This window comes from Pseudomonas sp. R3-52-08 (assembly GCF_003851745.1).
GTDB lineage: Bacteria > Pseudomonadota > Gammaproteobacteria > Pseudomonadales > Pseudomonadaceae > Aquipseudomonas.
Map to the genome: position 1 here is coordinate 3577001 of NZ_CP027730.1, position 17089 is coordinate 3594089.

Consider the following 17089-nt stretch of genomic DNA (forward strand, 5'->3'; position numbering starts at 1 on the left):
AACGCCCGGTTCTGCCGTAATGCTGTTCACTTAAGCGGAGCAGCCTTACGGTCCACTGGGTACCGGGTTTTGGAAATCTTCACCGTCCTTGGCCTTCCCGGCCTTGGGCGGTGATCCAGAAACATTCCTCCTACTCCTCCCCTCAGCTCGCTTAGCCTCCTTCCTGTTGCCGATACCGGATTAGCGGCTGCCATCACTATCAACTGCACCGCTATGTACTGGCAGGCAGGCTTGAACCGTATATCCGAAGGTGCGCGGCCGAACGCTACAGCGGCTTGGCTGGCCTCTCGACGAATAATGTTATAAGCCAGCAAAAGCCCCCAGACCTCCTGATAAATCAGCTCGACTTTCTTACTGCGCAGCGTTACCGCGTTCTGTTGCATCGAGCTTTTGATATCCCTGAAGCCCAGCTCAATCTCCCATCGCTCCAGGTACAGCTCAGCCACAGCTGCGGTGTCGTAGTCCTCGACAGGCAAAGAGGTAAGCAGCGATCTGACTTTTCCATGGCTTTCATAGCTAACTTCACGCACTTCCCAACTCAGGGGCAACTCAGGATTTCGTTTACGTGCCTGAGGGGAAACCTTCATCCGGACGAGACGGTCGCGCTCGCCGTAGCGCTCTACTTCCTCCATGACCAAATTCTTGCGAGCAGGTGTCAGCCAGTGTCGGTTCGCGCCGCCACCCACCACGCTTAGCAGTAGATCCGCGCCCCAGAAGCCTTTGTCGAACAAGGTGATCGAATTGTCCGGAATTTGCCCCAGAAACGTTTCGGCCAACCGCATTTCACTGCCCCGATAAGGGCTGAGCTGCGCATCGAGGATGACATGCGAACGGACATTCATCAGCGCAACGAGCCGCAGAATCGGAAACGGGGTTTGACGGTCGGTGCCGGTATTACCGGAGCCAAAATGTTCTCTGATCTCAGGTGAGTCAGCAGTTCGCAGTAGTGCACCGTCCACCGCGAAGACCTGTAGACCGTTCCAGTCATCTCCCTCGTAACGCTCGTTGCCCCAATGTTTACCGGTCTGACGGAACAGCGATTCAACGGGGTCAGCGCCGAGCCTTTTGCGAGCTTCAGTTACCCCGCTTCGGGCCAGCAACTGATCAGAAGCCAAGCCTTGCGCGCAGATATTCAAACGCCTGGCGACCTCATGAACAGGCTCATCGCGGAACAGAGCCATGCCCAAAACTAGCCAAAGAACTTGATCGCTCGGCAAACGGCGCCGTCGTATCGTAGCTTGCGCCGAGAGGTTCAGCGCACTCGCTACCCACTCGATAGGGATGTTCTGAGTGAAGGTGCTCAGGTCAGAAAAATTGAAGAGATCGCCGAGGTCGAGCAACTGCTGCTGAATGGGCATAAAAAAATCCGATGCCAGGGGTCTGACATCGGATTCTCTAGAAAGCCCGGCTTGGACTCAAATGCTTAAGTGAACAGCATTACGGTTCTGCCGGGCGTTTTTGTGTGCGTGGGGTTTACCTGCCACCTGAAAACTAATGTGGGAGGGGGCTTGCTCCCGATAGCAGTGGGTCAGCCAGTACATGGGTGGCTGACCCACTGCTATCGGGAGCAAGCCCCCTCCCACATTGGAATTTCATCGTTTTGGTAATGGCATTCCAGCAAAAAGGCGCCTTTCGGCGCCTTTGTGTTATTGCAGTGAACGATCAGGCCATTTCAGCGGTGGTTTCGAAGTCGAAGGTCAGTTCGCCGTCCTTCAGATCGATATGCACCACGCCACCATGGTCGGAGAGCTCGCCGAACAGGATCTCTTCGGCCAACGGCCGCTTGATCTTGTCCTGGATCAGACGCGCCATCGGGCGAGCGCCCATTGCCGCATCGTAGCCGCCTTCCGCAATCCAGCTGCGCGCCGCTTCCGACACCTCCAGCTGCACGCGCTTGTCTTCCAACTGCGCCTGAAGCTCGGTGAGGAACTTGTCCACCACGCTTTTGATGACCTCATGGCTGAGGCGACCAAATTGGATAATGGTATCCAGGCGGTTGCGGAACTCCGGTGTGAAGCTCTTCTTGATCACTTCCATCGCATCGGAGGAGTGATCCTGATGCGTGAAGCCGATCGACGCCCGCGCAGCGGTTTCAGCGCCGGCGTTGGTGGTCATGATCACGATCACGTTGCGGAAATCCGCCTTGCGCCCGTTGTTGTCGGTCAGGGTGCCGTGGTCCATCACCTGCAACAGCAGGTTGAAGACTTCCGGATGCGCCTTCTCGATTTCATCGAGCAGCAATACGCAATGCGGCTGCTTGGTAATCGCCTCGGTCAACAGGCCGCCCTGGTCGAAGCCGACATAGCCCGGAGGCGCACCGATCAGGCGCGACACAGTGTGACGCTCCATGTATTCGGACATATCGAAGCGCACCAGCTCGATCCCCATGGCTTTGGCCAATTGGCGCGCCGCCTCGGTTTTGCCGACACCGGTCGGGCCGGCGAACAGGAACGAGCCCACGGGCTTGTCCGGCGACTTGAGGCCCGCACGCGACAGCTTGATCGCGGTGGACAACGCATCGATGGCCGCGTCCTGGCCAAACACGGTCAGCTTGAGGTCACGTTCCAGGTTACGCAGCAGCTCTTTATCGGAGCTGTTGACGTGTTTAGGCGGAATACGCGCGATCTTCGCCACGATGTCCTCGACCTGAGGCACGTCGATGCGCTTCACACGTTTCTCGACCGGCTGCAGGCGCTGGTAGGCCCCCGCCTCGTCGATCACATCGATCGCCTTGTCCGGCATGTGCCGGTCATTGATGTAGCGCGACGCCAGCTCAGCCGCCGCACGCAAGGCCTCATCGGTGTACTCGATGCCATGATGCGCTTCAAACCGGCCCTTGAGCCCGCGCAGGATGCCGATGGTGTCTTCAACCGAAGGCTCGGACACGTCGACTTTCTGGAAACGACGCGCCAGGGCACGGTCTTTTTCGAAGATCCCGCGGAACTCCTGGAACGTGGTCGAGCCAATGCAGCGGATATCACCCGACGACAGCAGCGGCTTGAGCAGGTTGGACGCGTCCATCACCCCGCCCGACGCGGCGCCGGCACCAATGATGGTGTGGATTTCGTCGATGAACAGAATCGCCTGCGGGCGTTTTTTCAGCTCGCCGAGCAGCGCCTTGAAGCGCTTCTCGAAATCGCCACGGTACTTGGTCCCGGCGAGCAATGCGCCCAGGTCCAGGGAGTAGACGACGCTGTTGGCCAGCAGGTCCGGCACCTGATTGTCGACGATACGCTTGGCCAGGCCCTCGGCGATCGCGGTTTTCCCCACGCCCGCTTCACCCACCAGCAACGGGTTGTTCTTGCGACGGCGTGCGAGGATCTGCGCTACACGTTCAACCTCGAGCTCACGCCCCACCAGCGGATCGATCCGCCCCTGGCGCGCCAACTCGTTGAGATTGCTGGCATAGGCATCCAGCGGGTTGCTTGAAGAAGAAGACTCACCGCCCTCGTCGTCCTGCATATCCTGCTCACCCTCGGAATGATCGCCGTGCCCAGGCACCTTGGAGATACCGTGGGCGATGTAGTTAACGACATCAATACGGGCAACGCTCTGCTGCTTGAGCAGAAATACGGCCTGGCTTTCCTGTTCGCTGAAAATCGCCACCAGCACATTGGCGCCCGTGACTTCACGCTTACCGGAGCTCTGTACGTGGAATACAGCACGCTGCAATACCCGTTGGAAGCCCAGGGTCGGCTGGGTCTCACGGTCCTCGTCATGCACGGGGATCAGTGGCGTGGTGGAGTCGATAAACTCCTGCAGGTCATGCTTGAGTTTGTCGAGGTTGGCGCCGCACGCACGTAGAACGGTGGCGGCAGCTTCGTTATCCAAAAGTGCCAGCAGCAGGTGCTCGACGGTCATGAATTCATGACGCTTCGAACGAGCCTCCTTGAAGGCAAGATTGAGGGTGACTTCGAGCTCGCGGTTTAACATAGCTTCACCTCATACCCAAGTGGTCGGCGTTAACCGTCCTTCTCGATTTCACAGAGTAGCGGATGCTGGCTGTCCCTGGCGTACTGGTTGACCTGCATGGCCTTTGTCTCGGCGATGTCGCGGGTAAACACTCCACATACTGCCCGTCCTTCTGTGTGAACGGCCAGCATTACCTTGGTCGCCAACTCGCGGTTCAGGTTAAAAAACACCTCGAGCACTTCGACCACGAAATCCATCGGTGTGTAGTCATCATTGAACAAAACCACCTTGTACATCGGCGGCGCCTGTAAAGCAGGCTTGGCCTCCTGAACAGCAATGCCTGCAGAACCGTCGTCGTCATGTTCCTGATCCGGGCGATCCTGATTGAATGTTAGTCGAATCTGGCTATTTGCATGCATGGAAAGAAAGGTTCGTCAGTGGTTCAAATACAGTGGTGGGGGCGAGCTGTCAGATTTTCAACTCTGACCCTTCGGTCGCCTTGACTATCAGCAAATCGGTGTTACAACCAATAGAGCCCACAGTGGGTAAAAAAGGTCCGCGCAGTCAACCTTATTTATTCGGGTTAGGACGGATAGACGGGATGATACTCCAGTGATGGAGTCTGGTGCAGAGGGATAAGGGAATGGCTAGTGGTAAGGTCAAGTGGTTCAACAATGCCAAGGGTTACGGCTTCATTAACGAAGACGGCAAGGCTGAAGACCTTTTTGCGCATTACTCAGCAATCAAGATGGATGGCTACAAGACATTGAAAGCGGGTCAGACTGTCTGCTTTGAGATCATTCAAGGTCCCAAGGGCAAGCATGCCGTAGAAATTAAAGCACCAGAAGCTACTAAAGACGCGCCGAAAGCAGAAGCGCCTGCTCTGCTATCGACAACGCAACGGGCCTGACCAGCCACTTGGCAAAGTCTTGAGAGCTAAACCGGCCATTCTGAGTTATCAGCACGGCCGGTTTTTCTGCCTGTTTACATATGCTTGATCAGCGCATCACCAAAGCCCGACGACGACACCAGCGTAGCGCCCTCCATCAGGCGCTCGAAATCATACGTCACGGTCTTCGCCGAAATCGCGCCGTTGGTGCCCTTGATGATCAAATCGGCCGCCTCTACCCAGCCCATGTGCCGCAGCATCATTTCCGCCGAGAGAATCAATGAGCCCGGGTTGACCTGGTCCTTGCCCGCATACTTGGGCGCCGTACCATGGGTGGCTTCGAACATGGCCACGGTGTCGGACAGGTTGGCACCCGGCGCAATACCGATGCCGCCCACTTCCGCCGCCAGGGCGTCAGACAGGTAGTCGCCGTTCAGGTTGAGCGTCGCAATCACGTCATATTCAGCCGGGCGCAGCAGGATCTGCTGAAGCATGGCATCGGCAATCGCATCCTTGACCACCACGTTCTTGCCAGTCTTCGGGTTCTTAAACTGCATCCACGGCCCGCCATCGAGCAGGGTCGCGCCGAACTCCTCGGCCGCCACTTCGTAGGCCCATTCCTTGAAGGCACCTTCGGTGAACTTCATGATGTTGCCTTTGTGCACGATGGTCAGCGAGTCGCGGTCGTTATCCACTACATATTGCAGGGCCTTGCGCGCCAGGCGCTTGGTGCCTTCCAGCGATACCGGCTTGATACCAATGCCGCAATCCTGGTCGAAGCGGATCTTGGTAACGCCCATCTCCTCCTTGAGGAACTTGATCACCTTGATCGCCTCAGGCGAACCGGCCTTCCACTCGATGCCGGCGTAAATGTCCTCGGAGTTCTCACGGAAGATGGTCATGTCCACGTCCCCCGGCTTCTTGACCGGGCTGGGCACGCCTTCAAACCAGCGCACAGGGCGCAGGCATACATAGAGGTCGAGTTGCTGGCGCAGGGCTACGTTCAGCGAACGGATGCCGCCGCCGACCGGGGTGGTCAGCGGGCCCTTGATGGACACCACGTAATCCTTGACCGCATCCAGAGTTTCCTGAGGCAACCAGGTGTCCTGGTCGTAGACTTGGGTGGCCTTCTCACCGGCGTACACCTCCATCCACGAGATTTTGCGCTTGCCGCCGTAGGCCTTTTCAACAGCTGCGTCGACCACCTTGATCATTACCGGGCTGATGTCGACGCCAATACCGTCACCTTCGATATAGGGGATGATCGGTTGGTCAGGAACATTGAGAGAATGGTCTGCATTGACGGTGATTTTGTCGCCGACTGCCGGAACCTGAATCTTCTTGTATCCCATGCTGAACTCCATCTATGGATTGAACATCTGGCTGCGTTCGAGCCTACTCCAGATAAATGGCGACTGAAACCTTGCGCCATGCTCATTTGCATCGAAAACAGCATAAATTGTCGCCTACTAGCCTGAAAGCAAAGGCAAAATCGCCAATCTTGAGCACAGCGTGCGACTTTAGCCGCACACGCACCCCCTGCGACCTTTAGACCAATGGACGACCCACCTTTTGTATGAAGGCTCAGCGTAAGCATAGCGACCTATGTATAATGCCGCCGCTGACCAAAGAGTCACGACGGTTGACCGCTCTAGACAGTAGCCTTCAGCCAGAAAGCAGGACTATTACAATAGTCCAAACGCTTGACGCTCGACTGATGCAACCCAACATCACCGCGAAGAAACCTCGACATTTCGCTCATGGATGACTTTGAACGAACGCGCTCCACCCGGCGCATCTCGAGTTTCTGCGCACGCTTTCAGCAAAGAAGAGAGTTAATCCGAATATGCCCACCCGCTCGAAGATCATCTACACCTTCACCGACGAAGCCCCAGCCCTCGCCACCTATTCACTGCTGCCTATCGTAGAGGCCTTCACCGCTTCCGCTGATATTGCCGTGGAAACCCGCGATATTTCCCTCGCCGGGCGCATCCTCGCAAGCTTCCCCGAGCAACTGGGCGACAAGGCTATCCCGGACCACCTCGCCGAACTGGGCGACCTGGCCGTTACGCCTGAAGCCAACATCATCAAGCTGCCTAACATCAGCGCCTCGACCCCGCAGCTGCAAGCCGCGATCAAGGAACTGCAGGCCCAGGGCTACGCCCTGCCGGACTACCCGGAAACCGTAACCACCGACGCGGAAAAAGAAACCCGTGCCCGTTACGACAAGGTCAAGGGCAGCGCCGTGAACCCGGTCCTGCGCGAAGGCAACTCCGACCGCCGCGCACCGCTGTCGGTCAAGAACTACGCACGCAAGCACCCCCACAAGATGGGCGCCTGGGCTGCCGACTCCAAGTCGCACATTGCCCACATGAGCAATGGCGACTTCTACGGCAGCGAAAAAGCCGTACAGATCGAAACCGCTGACGCTGTCAAAATCGAGCTGATCGCTCAAGACGGCACCGCCACCGTCCTGAAAGAAAAGACCTCGGTACAGGCTGGCGAGATCATCGACACCGCCGTACTGAGCAAGAAAGCCCTGCGCGCGTTCATCGCCGCCGAGATCGAAGACGCCAAGAAACAAGGCGTGCTGCTGTCGGTTCACTTGAAAGCGACCATGATGAAGGTCTCCGACCCGATCATGTTCGGCCAGATCGTTGCCGAATTCTATAAAGACGCCCTGGCCAAGCACGCGACCGTGCTGGAACAGATCGGCTTCAACCTGAACAACGGCATCGGCGACCTGTACGCCCGCATCAAGGCCCTGCCTGCCGAGCAACAAGCGCAGATCGAAGCAGACATCCAGGCGGTCTATGCCGCTCGCCCTTCGCTGGCGATGGTCAACTCCGACAAAGGCATCACCAACCTGCACGTACCGAGCGATGTGATCGTCGACGCCTCGATGCCAGCCATGATCCGTGACTCCGGCAAGATGTGGGGCACCGACGGCCAACTGCACGACACCAAGGCCGTGATCCCGGATCGCTGCTACGCCACCATCTACCAGGCGGTCATCGAAGACTGCAAGGCCAATGGCGCCTTCGACCCCACCACCATGGGCAGCGTGCCAAACGTTGGCCTGATGGCGAAGAAAGCCGAAGAGTACGGCTCCCACGACAAGACCTTCCAGATCAAGGCTGACGGCGTAGTCCGCGTCACCGACAGCAAGGGCAACCTGCTGATGGAACAGAACGTCGAAGCGGGCGATATCTTCCGCATGTGCCAGACCAAAGACGCACCGATCCAGGACTGGGTCAAGCTCGCCGTCAACCGCGCACGCGCCAGCAACACCCCGGCCATCTTCTGGCTGGACCCGCAGCGCGCTCACGATGGCGTGGTGGTCGAGAAAGTTCAGGCCTACCTGAAAGACCACAATACCGAAGGCCTGGACATCCGCATCATGGCCCCGGTCGACGCGATGAAGTTCACCCTGGAGCGTACCCGTAAAGGCCTGGACACCATCTCGGTGACCGGTAACGTACTGCGCGACTACCTGACCGACCTGTTCCCGATCATGGAGCTGGGCACCAGCGCCAAGATGCTGTCGATCGTGCCGCTGATGAACGGCGGCGGCCTGTTCGAAACCGGCGCCGGCGGCTCGGCGCCGAAACACGTGCAGCAGCTGCTGGAAGAAAACTTCCTGCGCTGGGATTCCCTGGGCGAGTTCCTGGCCCTGGCCGCGTCCCTCGAGCACCTGGGCGTGACGTACAACAACCCGAAAGCCCTGGTCCTGTCCAAGACCCTGGACCAGGCCACTGGCCAGTTCCTCGATAACAACAAATCGCCCTCGCGCAAAGTCGGCAACATCGACAACCGCGGCAGCCACTTCTACCTGGCGCTGTACTGGGCCCAGGCCCTGGCCGCCCAGACCGAAGACACGGCACTGCAAGCGCAGTTCGGCGAACTGGCCAAGACCCTGGCCGCGAACGAAGCAACCATCGTTGCCGAGCTCAACGCCGTACAGGGCAAGCCAGTGGACATCGGCGGCTACTACGCACCGAACCCGGAGCTGACCAGCAAGGCCATGCGCCCAAGCCACACGCTGAATGCGGCGATTGCCAAGTTGAAGTAAGGTTGTAAGGATGCAAAGAAGCCCCGGCCCTGCGCCGGGGTTTCTGTTTCCAGCATTCACCTGACGAAACCGAATCCAAATGTGGGAGGGGGCTTGCCCCCGATGGAGGAGTGTCAGGCTCAAATGTACTGGCTGACACACTGCTATCGGGGGCAAGCCCCCTCCCACACTGACCGCAATTCTGCTTGAAGAGCGCGTTGTATCCTGAATCGAGAGGCTTTCCATGACTTGGCTCCCCCACATCACCGTCGCCACGATCGTTGAAGACAATGGCCGTTTCCTGATGGTCGAAGAACTCAAGGGCGGTCGCGCTGTGCTCAATCAGCCGGCCGGCCATCTCGACCCGAACGAAACCCTGACCGAAGCCGCTGTGCGCGAAACCCTCGAGGAAACCGGCTGGGACGTCGAAGCCACCGGCATCGTCGGCATCTACCTGTACACAGCCCCGAGCAATGGCGTGACCTATCAACGGGTCTGCTTCATCGCCAAGGCCCTGAAACACCACCCGGAGTACCAACTCGACGAAGGCATCCTGCGCGCCCGCTGGCTGACCCGTGACGAACTGATGGAACTGCGCGACGACTGGCGCAGCGAGCTGATCATCCGGTGTATCGATGATTATCTGGCCGGCCAGCGTCACAGCCTGGAATTGATCCGTCCTTCTCTTTAGCCTTGCGGGCCCAGGCCTGCTAGAATCGCGTCCTTTTTCAAGACACCCGTTGAAACCCTATGCGTGATCCAGCCCCTTCTGACACACAAAAGAAGCGCGTCATCGTCGGTATGTCCGGCGGCGTGGATTCTTCCGTTTCCGCCGTTCTGCTCATGGAGCAGGGTTATGAGGTGGAAGGCCTGTTCATGAAGAACTGGGAAGAAGACGATGGAACGGAATACTGCACCGCAATGGACGACCTTGCGGACGCCCAGGCCGTGTGCGACAAGATCGGTATCAAGCTGCACACCGCCAACTTCGCCGCCGAGTACTGGGACAATGTGTTCGAGCACTTCCTGGCCGAATACAAGGCCGGGCGCACGCCGAACCCGGACATCCTGTGTAACCGCGAGATCAAGTTCAAGGCGTTCCTCGACTACGCCATGATGCTCGGCGCCGATCTGATTGCCACCGGCCACTATGTGCGCCGCCGCGATATCGATGGCCGCACCGAACTGCTCAAGGGCCTGGACCCGAACAAGGACCAGAGCTACTTCCTGCATGCCGTCGGCGGTGAACAGATCGCCAAGACCCTGTTCCCGGTGGGCGAGCTGGAAAAACCCGAAGTGCGCAGGATCGCCGAGCAACACGGCCTGGCCACTGCCAAGAAGAAGGATTCCACCGGGATCTGCTTTATCGGCGAGCGCCGCTTCAGCGATTTCCTCAAGCAATACCTGCCGGCACAACCGGGCGAGATCAAGACCACCGAAGGTGAAGTGATCGGCCGCCACCACGGCCTGATGTACCACACCATTGGTCAGCGCCAGGGCCTGGGCATCGGCGGCTTGAAAGATGCCGGCGAAGAACCGTGGTACGTGCTGGTCAAGGACCTGGAAAACAATGTGCTGGTCGTCGGCCAAGGCAATGAGCACCCCTTGCTGTTCTCCGGCGCCCTGCTCGCTTCAGAAATCTATTGGGTCAACCCCATCGACCTGAGCACACCGCGCCGCCTGACCGCCAAAGTGCGCTATCGCCAGAGCGACCAGCCCTGCACCCTGGAAAAAACCGCTACCGGCTACCGTGCCACCTTCGATGACCCGCAGCGCGCAGTCACCCCTGGTCAATCCGTGGTGTTCTATGACGGCGAAGTCTGCTTGGGCGGCGGCGTGATTGAAGTTGCGCAAGCCTGGAGCAACCCGGCATGAGCCCGACCCAGGAGCAATTGACCGCGCTGGGCGGGGTTTTCCTTGCAGCGGTGCTGGTGGACAAGATCGCCAAGACCGGCCAGGTCACCGAGGCGGGCCTGACCTGCATGCTCGGCAGCCTGCTGATCCGCGACCCCAAGGACACCCTGGAAGTCTACGGTGGCGACGACCTGGCGCTGCGTGAAGGTTACCGCGCCCTGATCGGCGCCCTGGAACGCGACCCCAGCACCCTGCAGCGCGAACCCTTGCGCTACGCCCTGTCGATGCTCGGCCTGGAGCGTCAATTGGCCAAGCGCGACGACCTGCTGGAAACCATTGGCAAGCGCCTGCCGCAGATCCAGTCTCAGGTGGAGCACTTCGGCCCGGCCCACGAGAACGTGATCGCCGCCTGTGGCGCGTTGTACCAGGACACCCTGAGCACCCTGCGCCAGCGCATCCAGGTGCACGGCGACATGCGCAACCTGCAACAACCGAACAACGCCTCGAAAATCCGCGCCCTGCTGCTGGCGGGTATCCGTTCGGCGCGGTTATGGCGCCAGTTGGGCGGCCATCGCTGGCAACTGGTGATCAGCCGGCGCAAATTGCTCAAAGAGCTTTACCCGTTGATGCGCAACGAATAAGTCGCACCAGCAGACCTTTTTCAAGCCATTACGCGTAATACGCCGGTCAGTTGGCGACGGACCGGCGAATGTTTTCATGTATGATACGCGCCCCATTTCGTTGCCCGACTGTCCGAGAACACCCCATGCAGCTTTCTTCGCTCACTGCGGTTTCCCCTGTTGACGGCCGCTACGCCGGCAAAACCCAGGCCCTGCGCCCTATTTTCAGCGAGTACGGCCTGATCCGTGCCCGCGTCCTGGTTGAAGTGCGCTGGCTCCAGCGCCTGGCCGCTCACCCTGCCATCAGCGAAGTGCCGGCGTTTTCCGCCGAAGCCAACGCTGTCTTGAACACCCTGGCGGAAAACTTCTCCCTGGAGCACGCCGAGCGTGTGAAAGAGATCGAGCGCACCACCAACCACGACGTCAAAGCCATCGAGTACCTGCTCAAAGAGCAGGCGGCCAAGCTGCCGGAACTGGCCCAGGTCAGCGAGTTCATCCACTTTGCCTGCACCAGCGAGGACATCAACAACCTGTCCCACGCCCTGATGCTGCGCGAAGGCCGTGATGAGGTGATGCTGCCGCTGATGCGCCAGACCGCCGAGGCCATCCGCGAGCTGGCGATCCGTTTCGCCGCCGTGCCGATGCTCTCGCGCACCCACGGCCAGCCGGCCTCGCCGACCACCCTGGGCAAAGAACTGGCCAACGTGGTGTACCGCCTGGAGCGCCAGATCGCTCAAGTCGCCGCCGTGCCATTGCTGGGCAAGATCAACGGCGCGGTGGGCAACTACAACGCCCACCTGTCGGCCTACCCTGAGATCGACTGGGAAGCCAACGCCCGCGCCTTCATCGAAGACGAGCTGGGCCTGGGCTTCAACCCCTACACCACGCAGATCGAACCCCACGACTACATTGCCGAGCTGTTCGACGCAATCGCGCGCTTCAACACCATCCTGATCGACTTCGATCGCGATATCTGGGGCTACATCTCCCTGGGCTACTTCAAGCAGCGCACCATTGCCGGTGAAATCGGTTCGTCGACCATGCCGCACAAGGTCAACCCGATCGACTTCGAAAACTCCGAAGGCAACCTGGGCATCGCCAACGCCTTGTTCCAGCACCTGGCCAGCAAGCTGCCGATCTCGCGCTGGCAGCGCGACCTGACCGACTCCACCGTACTGCGCAACCTCGGCGTGGGCTTTGCTCACAGCGTGATCGCGTACGAAGCCAGCCTCAAAGGCATCAGCAAGCTGGAACTCAACGAGCAGAAAATCGCCGCTGACCTGGACGCCTGCTGGGAAGTGCTGGCCGAGCCGATCCAGACCGTGATGCGCCGCTATAACATCGAAAACCCCTACGAGAAGCTCAAAGAGTTGACGCGCGGCAAGGGGATCACCTCCGACGCGCTGCAAACTTTCATCGATGGCCTGGATATGCCAGCCGCTGCCAAGGCCGAGCTGAAACTGCTCACCCCGGCCAACTACATCGGTAACGCTGTAGAGCAAGCCAAGCGCATCTGACCGTCGCACGACCCTTTGAGACGCCCGGCCGCGCCGGGCGTTTTTATTCCTGTCTTAAAAGTGCTTTTTTTCAATAGGTTACACATGAATCCTGATATCCCTCTTCAACTTCTGGGCGGCATCACGGCACGGGAATTTCTGCGCGACTACTGGCAGAAAAAACCGCTGTTGATCCGCCAGGCCATCCCTGATTTCGAAAGCCCGATCGACGCCGACGAACTGGCCGGCCTGGCGCTGGAAGAGGAAGTCGAATCGCGCCTGGTGATCGAACACGGCGAGCGTCCGTGGGAACTGCGTCGCGGCCCGTTCGCCGAAGACGCCTTCAGCACCCTGCCCGAGCGTGAGTGGACCCTGCTGGTGCAGGCGGTCGACCAGTTCGTGCCGGAAGTTGCCGAATTGCTCGAGCATTTCCGCTTCCTGCCAAGCTGGCGCATCGACGATGTGATGATCAGCTTCGCCGCGCCGGGTGGCAGCGTCGGTCCGCACTTCGACAACTACGATGTGTTCCTGCTGCAAGCCCAGGGCAAGCGCAATTGGAAGATCGGCCAGATGTGCAGCTCTGAAAGCGCGCTGCTGCAGCACGCCGACCTGCGCATCCTCGCCGAATTCGAAGAGAGTGCCGAATGGGTGCTCGAGCCAGGCGACATGCTGTACCTGCCGCCGCGCCTGGCGCACTTCGGCGTCGCCGAAGACGACTGCATGACTTACTCGGTGGGCTTTCGCGCCCCAAGCGCCGCCGAAGTGCTGACCCACTTCACCGACTTCCTCAGCCAGTACCTGACCGACGAAGAGCGCTACACCGACGCAGACGCCCAGCCGGTCAGCGACCCGCACCAGATCCAGAGCGACGCCCTGGACCGCCTCAAGAGCCTGTTGGCCGAGCACATGAGCGACGAGCGCATGCTGCTGACCTGGTTCGGCCAGTTCATGACTGAACCGCGCTACCCGGAGCTGGTGGCGGGCGAAGAGTTGGGCGAGGACGATTTCATCAGCAGCCTGCAAGACGGCGCGATCCTGGTACGCAACCCGAGCGCGCGCCTGGCCTGGTCGGAAGTGGACGACGATGTGCTGCTGTTCGCCAGCGGCCAGAGCCGTTACCTGCCGGGCAAACTGCGCGAACTGTTGAAACTGGTGTGCTCGGCAGACGCCCTGCACAACGAAAATCTGGGCGTTTGGCTGGCGGACGAAGACGGTCGCGACCTGCTGTGCGAACTGGTCAAGCAAGGCAGCCTGGGGTTTGCGGATGAATAAGATTCACGTAAGTGTCGCGGACTGGCGAAAGGATATCGACGAGATTCGGCGCATTCGTGAAGCGGTATTTATCGCTGAACAATCGGTCCCACCTGAGCTGGAGTGGGACGCGGACGACGCCGGCGCAATGCATTTCCTGGCCTTCGAAGGCGACTTTCCGATTGGCACCGCTCGCTTGCTGCCCAGCGGCGAGATCGGACGCGTATCGGTGCTCAAGGACTGGCGCGGGCTTAAAGTCGGCGACAAGCTGATGGAAGCGGTGATCGGCCAAGCCGAGAAGCGTGGCCAGACCCGGCAGTTCCTCAGTGCGCAGGTATACGCGGCGCCGTTTTATGAGCGGCTGGGTTTCAAGATCGTCAGCGATGAATTCCTTGAAGTCGGGATTCCGCATGTTGATATGGTGCGCGAGGGCTGAGCCGAGACCGCAGCGCTGCCATCGGGGGCAAGCCCCCTCCCACATTTTGACCTGTGAACCCGATCAAGTGTGGGAGGGGGCTTGCCCCCGATAGCTATCCCAGCCACACCCCAAAATGCCCTGCCAGCCAGGGCATTTTGCCGTCTAGTATTCAACTTGCGACCCGCCGGGCCGACAAACTGGCACTATCCAGCCTTTGACTCGCAGAGATAACGGACATGTCCCTACGCACCCTGCTCACCGCCCTCCTCCTGGCCGCCAGCGCATCAGCCATGGCCGACACCGAAGTGGTCAACCTGAGCAACCGCACCAGCGCCGACCTGCTGCCCGTAGCGCAGAACTTCATCGGCAAGGACGGCACCGTGAGCGCCTATGGCAATCAACTGATCATTAACGCCGACCCCGGCAAGATCCAGGACCTGCGCACCCTGCTCTCTCAACTCGACACCCCTGCCAAGCGCCTGCTGATCACCGTCGACACCAACGAAAACAACCAGCAGAACAGCGGCGACAGCCAGACCCGCATCATCAGCTACGGCACTACCAGCCGCGACGGGGGCATCCAGCAGATCCACGCCAGCGAAGGCGTACCCGCGCTGATCCAGGTCGGTCAAAGCGTACCGCTGACCACGACCCAGCAGGACAGCTACGGGCGCCTGCAGAACCAGACCCAGTATCGCAACGTCACCCAGGGTTTTTACGTGACCGCCAGCGTCACCGGCGAGACCGTTCACCTCGCCATCAGTACCAACCGTGACCGCATGAGCCAGGAACGTCCCGATGTAGTGAACGTGCAAAGTACCGACACAAGCGTCAGCGGGCGCCTCGGTGAATGGATCTCCCTGGCCGGCGTCAACCGCGAAACCCAAGCCGACAAATCCTCTACAACCCGCAGCTACTCTACTCAGGGCCGCGATGACCTGACTTTGCGGGTCAAGGTCGACACGCTGAACTGAAGCACCAAAAACTGACCGTCGAGTCGTCCCGGAACAAATATGTAGTGCCTGAAAAAAAGCACTACAAAACATTTGACGCCCTCAAAAAGGCTGTGCATGATGGCCTCGCTCCTGCTTATCAGGGGCCCTGGCAAGGGCCTTCGAACCCTACAAGACGCGACGACGAGGTTTATCTACATGGCACTGACACGTGAACAGCAAATTGCAGCCCTTGAGAAAGACTGGGCTGAAAACCCACGCTGGAAAGGCGTGACCCGCGCTTATTCCGCTGCTGACGTCGTCCGCCTGCGTGGCTCGGTCCAACCCGAGCACACCTTTGCAAAACTCGGCGCCGAGAAGCTGTGGAACCTGGTCACCCAAGGCGCCAAGCCGTCCTTCCGTCCCGACAAAGATTTCGTCAACTGCATGGGCGCCCTCACTGGCGGCCAGGCAGTGCAACAGGTAAAAGCCGGCATCCAGGCGATCTACCTGTCCGGCTGGCAAGTGGCAGCGGATAACAACTCCGCTGAATCCATGTACCCCGACCAATCGCTGTACCCGGTGGACTCGGTGCCAACCGTGGTCAAGCGCATCAACAACGCGTTCCGTCGCGCCGACCAGATCCAGTGGAAAGCCGGTAAAGGCCCGGGCGACGAAGGCTACATCGACTACTTCGCGCCGATCGTGGCTGACGCTGAAGCCGGTTTCGGTGGCGTACTCAACGCCTACGAGCTGATGAAGAGCATGATCGAGGCGGGCGCCGCCGGCGTGCACTTCGAAGACCAGCTTGCGTCAGTGAAGAAATGCGGCCACATGGGCGGCAAAGTACTGGTCCCGACCCAGGAAGCCGTACAGAAGCTGACCGCTGCCCGCCTGGCCGCTGACGTTGCCGGTACGCCGACCATCATCCTGGCGCGCACCGATGCCAACGCCGCCGACCTGCTGACTTCGGATTGCGACCCGTACGACCAGCCATTCGTCACCGGCGAACGCACCCAGGAAGGCTTCTACAAAGTACGCGCCGGTCTCGACCAGGCGATCGCTCGCGGCCTGGCTTACGCACCGTACGCCGACCTGATCTGGTGCGAAACCGCCAAACCGGACCTGGACGAAGCGCGTCGCTTTGCCGAAGCGATCAAGAAGGAATACCCGGACCAACTGCTGTCCTACAACTGCTCGCCTTCCTTCAACTGGAAGAAGAACCTGGACGACGCGACCATCGCCAAGTTCCAGCGTGAACTGTCGGCCATGGGCTACAAGCACCAGTTCATCACCCTGGCCGGCATTCACAACATGTGGCACAGCATGTTCAACCTGGCGCACGACTACGCCCGCAACGACATGACCGCCTACGTGAAGCTGCAGGAGCAGGAATTCGCTGACGCCGCCAAAGGCTACACGTTCGTGGCGCACCAGCAGGAAGTGGGCACCGGCTACTTCGACGACATGACCACCGTGATCCAGGGAGGCACCTCGTCCGTGACTGCGCTGACCGGTTCGACCGAAGAAGAGCAGTTCCACTGAGTGACTGAGTACACGGCCATTGCGGCCCCAGGGAAGACCTAACCGCAGTGCCGCACAACATCACGCCCCGACTGGTTCGGGGCGTTTTTTTTGTTTCAGTCACACCCAAAATCAAATGTGG

Annotated in this window: 14 protein-coding genes; 10 read left to right on the plus strand and 4 right to left on the minus strand. The window is 59.6% G+C overall.

Annotation, left to right across the window (positions count from 1 at the left end; genetic code table 11):
* Nucleotides 1–26 precede the first annotated feature (26 nt).
* The 3 genes from C4J91_RS16315 to clpS all read right to left on the minus strand — a co-directional run bounded on the left by C4J91_RS16315 (nucleotide 27) and on the right by clpS (nucleotide 4331).
* Nucleotides 27–1358 carry an IS4 family transposase gene (locus tag C4J91_RS16315; RefSeq protein ID WP_372238292.1) on the minus strand — a complete coding sequence of 444 codons (1332 nt, stop codon included), beginning with the start codon at nucleotides 1356–1358 and terminating at the stop codon, nucleotides 27–29.
* 304 nt (nucleotides 1359–1662) lie between these two features.
* Complete coding sequence (clpA, locus tag C4J91_RS16320) at nucleotides 1663–3933, minus strand: ATP-dependent Clp protease ATP-binding subunit ClpA (protein WP_124363287.1); 2271 nt, start codon at nucleotides 3931–3933, stop codon at nucleotides 1663–1665.
* Between the two features lie 29 nt (nucleotides 3934–3962).
* Nucleotides 3963–4331, minus strand: coding sequence for an ATP-dependent Clp protease adapter ClpS (gene clpS / locus C4J91_RS16325; RefSeq protein WP_124363288.1), 369 nt, complete (start codon nucleotides 4329–4331; stop codon nucleotides 3963–3965).
* A gap of 224 nt (nucleotides 4332–4555) precedes the next feature.
* On the opposite strand from clpS, the gene cspD reads away from it, so the two are divergent.
* Nucleotides 4556–4822 carry a cold shock domain-containing protein CspD gene (cspD, locus tag C4J91_RS16330; RefSeq protein WP_124363289.1) on the plus strand — a complete coding sequence of 89 codons (267 nt, stop codon included), beginning with the start codon at nucleotides 4556–4558 and terminating at the stop codon, nucleotides 4820–4822.
* 74 nt (nucleotides 4823–4896) lie between these two features.
* On the opposite strand, the gene icd is transcribed toward cspD, so the two are convergent.
* Nucleotides 4897–6153: an NADP-dependent isocitrate dehydrogenase gene (icd, locus tag C4J91_RS16335; protein WP_124363290.1), complete on the minus strand. Its 1257-nt coding sequence runs from the start codon at nucleotides 6151–6153 to the stop codon at nucleotides 4897–4899.
* A gap of 494 nt (nucleotides 6154–6647) precedes the next feature.
* Here icd and C4J91_RS16340 point away from each other — a divergent pair, with 494 nt between their 5' ends.
* The 9 genes from C4J91_RS16340 to aceA all read left to right on the plus strand — a co-directional run bounded on the left by C4J91_RS16340 (nucleotide 6648) and on the right by aceA (nucleotide 16968).
* Nucleotides 6648–8873, plus strand: a complete 2226-nt coding sequence (locus C4J91_RS16340; protein WP_124363291.1) for an NADP-dependent isocitrate dehydrogenase — start codon at nucleotides 6648–6650, stop codon at nucleotides 8871–8873.
* Nucleotides 8874–9096: 223 nt separating this feature from the next.
* A complete protein-coding gene (locus C4J91_RS16345; RefSeq protein WP_124363292.1) occupies nucleotides 9097–9543 on the plus strand; it encodes an NUDIX hydrolase in 447 nt (148 codons plus the stop codon).
* A 59-nt stretch (nucleotides 9544–9602) separates the two neighbouring features.
* Nucleotides 9603–10727, plus strand: coding sequence for a tRNA 2-thiouridine(34) synthase MnmA (gene mnmA / locus C4J91_RS16350; protein ID WP_124363293.1), 1125 nt, complete (start codon nucleotides 9603–9605; stop codon nucleotides 10725–10727).
* Nucleotides 10724–11347, plus strand: coding sequence for a high frequency lysogenization protein HflD (gene hflD, locus C4J91_RS16355; RefSeq protein WP_017137510.1), 624 nt, complete (start codon nucleotides 10724–10726; stop codon nucleotides 11345–11347). Before mnmA ends, hflD begins: the two co-directional genes overlap by 4 nt.
* Nucleotides 11348–11472: 125 nt before the next feature.
* Entirely contained in the window at nucleotides 11473–12843 is a 1371-nt protein-coding gene (gene purB / locus C4J91_RS16360) for an adenylosuccinate lyase (RefSeq protein WP_124363294.1), read from the plus strand.
* Between the two features lie 84 nt (nucleotides 12844–12927).
* Nucleotides 12928–14094 (plus strand): cupin domain-containing protein, encoded by a 1167-nt coding sequence (locus C4J91_RS16365; RefSeq protein ID WP_124363295.1) that lies wholly within the window; start codon nucleotides 12928–12930, stop codon nucleotides 14092–14094.
* Nucleotides 14087–14509, plus strand: a complete 423-nt coding sequence (locus C4J91_RS16370; protein ID WP_124363296.1) for a GNAT family N-acetyltransferase — start codon at nucleotides 14087–14089, stop codon at nucleotides 14507–14509. Before C4J91_RS16365 ends, C4J91_RS16370 begins: the two co-directional genes overlap by 8 nt.
* 218 nt (nucleotides 14510–14727) lie before the next feature.
* Nucleotides 14728–15465 (plus strand): secretin N-terminal domain-containing protein, encoded by a 738-nt coding sequence (locus C4J91_RS16375; RefSeq protein WP_124363297.1) that lies wholly within the window; start codon nucleotides 14728–14730, stop codon nucleotides 15463–15465.
* A gap of 177 nt (nucleotides 15466–15642) precedes the next feature.
* Nucleotides 15643–16968 (plus strand): isocitrate lyase, encoded by a 1326-nt coding sequence (aceA, locus tag C4J91_RS16380; RefSeq protein ID WP_034106845.1) that lies wholly within the window; start codon nucleotides 15643–15645, stop codon nucleotides 16966–16968.
* The last annotated feature ends 121 nt before the right edge of the window (nucleotides 16969–17089 follow it).

Bases quoted from the DNA above. Each gene is read 5' to 3' on its own strand.
- C4J91_RS16315 (WP_372238292.1), bottom strand. From the start codon at position 1,358: ATGCCCATTCAGCAGCAGTTGCTCGACCTCGGCGATCTCTTCAATTTT.
- clpA (WP_124363287.1), bottom strand. From the start codon at position 3,933: ATGTTAAACCGCGAGCTCGAAGTCACCCTCAATCTTGCCTTCAAGGAG.
- clpS (WP_124363288.1), bottom strand. From the start codon at position 4,331: ATGCATGCAAATAGCCAGATTCGACTAACATTCAATCAGGATCGCCCG.
- cspD (WP_124363289.1), top strand. From the start codon at position 4,556: ATGGCTAGTGGTAAGGTCAAGTGGTTCAACAATGCCAAGGGTTACGGC.
- icd (WP_124363290.1), bottom strand. From the start codon at position 6,153: ATGGGATACAAGAAGATTCAGGTTCCGGCAGTCGGCGACAAAATCACC.
- C4J91_RS16340 (WP_124363291.1), top strand. From the start codon at position 6,648: ATGCCCACCCGCTCGAAGATCATCTACACCTTCACCGACGAAGCCCCA.
- C4J91_RS16345 (WP_124363292.1), top strand. From the start codon at position 9,097: ATGACTTGGCTCCCCCACATCACCGTCGCCACGATCGTTGAAGACAAT.
- mnmA (WP_124363293.1), top strand. From the start codon at position 9,603: ATGCGTGATCCAGCCCCTTCTGACACACAAAAGAAGCGCGTCATCGTC.
- hflD (WP_017137510.1), top strand. From the start codon at position 10,724: ATGAGCCCGACCCAGGAGCAATTGACCGCGCTGGGCGGGGTTTTCCTT.
- purB (WP_124363294.1), top strand. From the start codon at position 11,473: ATGCAGCTTTCTTCGCTCACTGCGGTTTCCCCTGTTGACGGCCGCTAC.
- C4J91_RS16365 (WP_124363295.1), top strand. From the start codon at position 12,928: ATGAATCCTGATATCCCTCTTCAACTTCTGGGCGGCATCACGGCACGG.
- C4J91_RS16370 (WP_124363296.1), top strand. From the start codon at position 14,087: ATGAATAAGATTCACGTAAGTGTCGCGGACTGGCGAAAGGATATCGAC.
- C4J91_RS16375 (WP_124363297.1), top strand. From the start codon at position 14,728: ATGTCCCTACGCACCCTGCTCACCGCCCTCCTCCTGGCCGCCAGCGCA.
- aceA (WP_034106845.1), top strand. From the start codon at position 15,643: ATGGCACTGACACGTGAACAGCAAATTGCAGCCCTTGAGAAAGACTGG.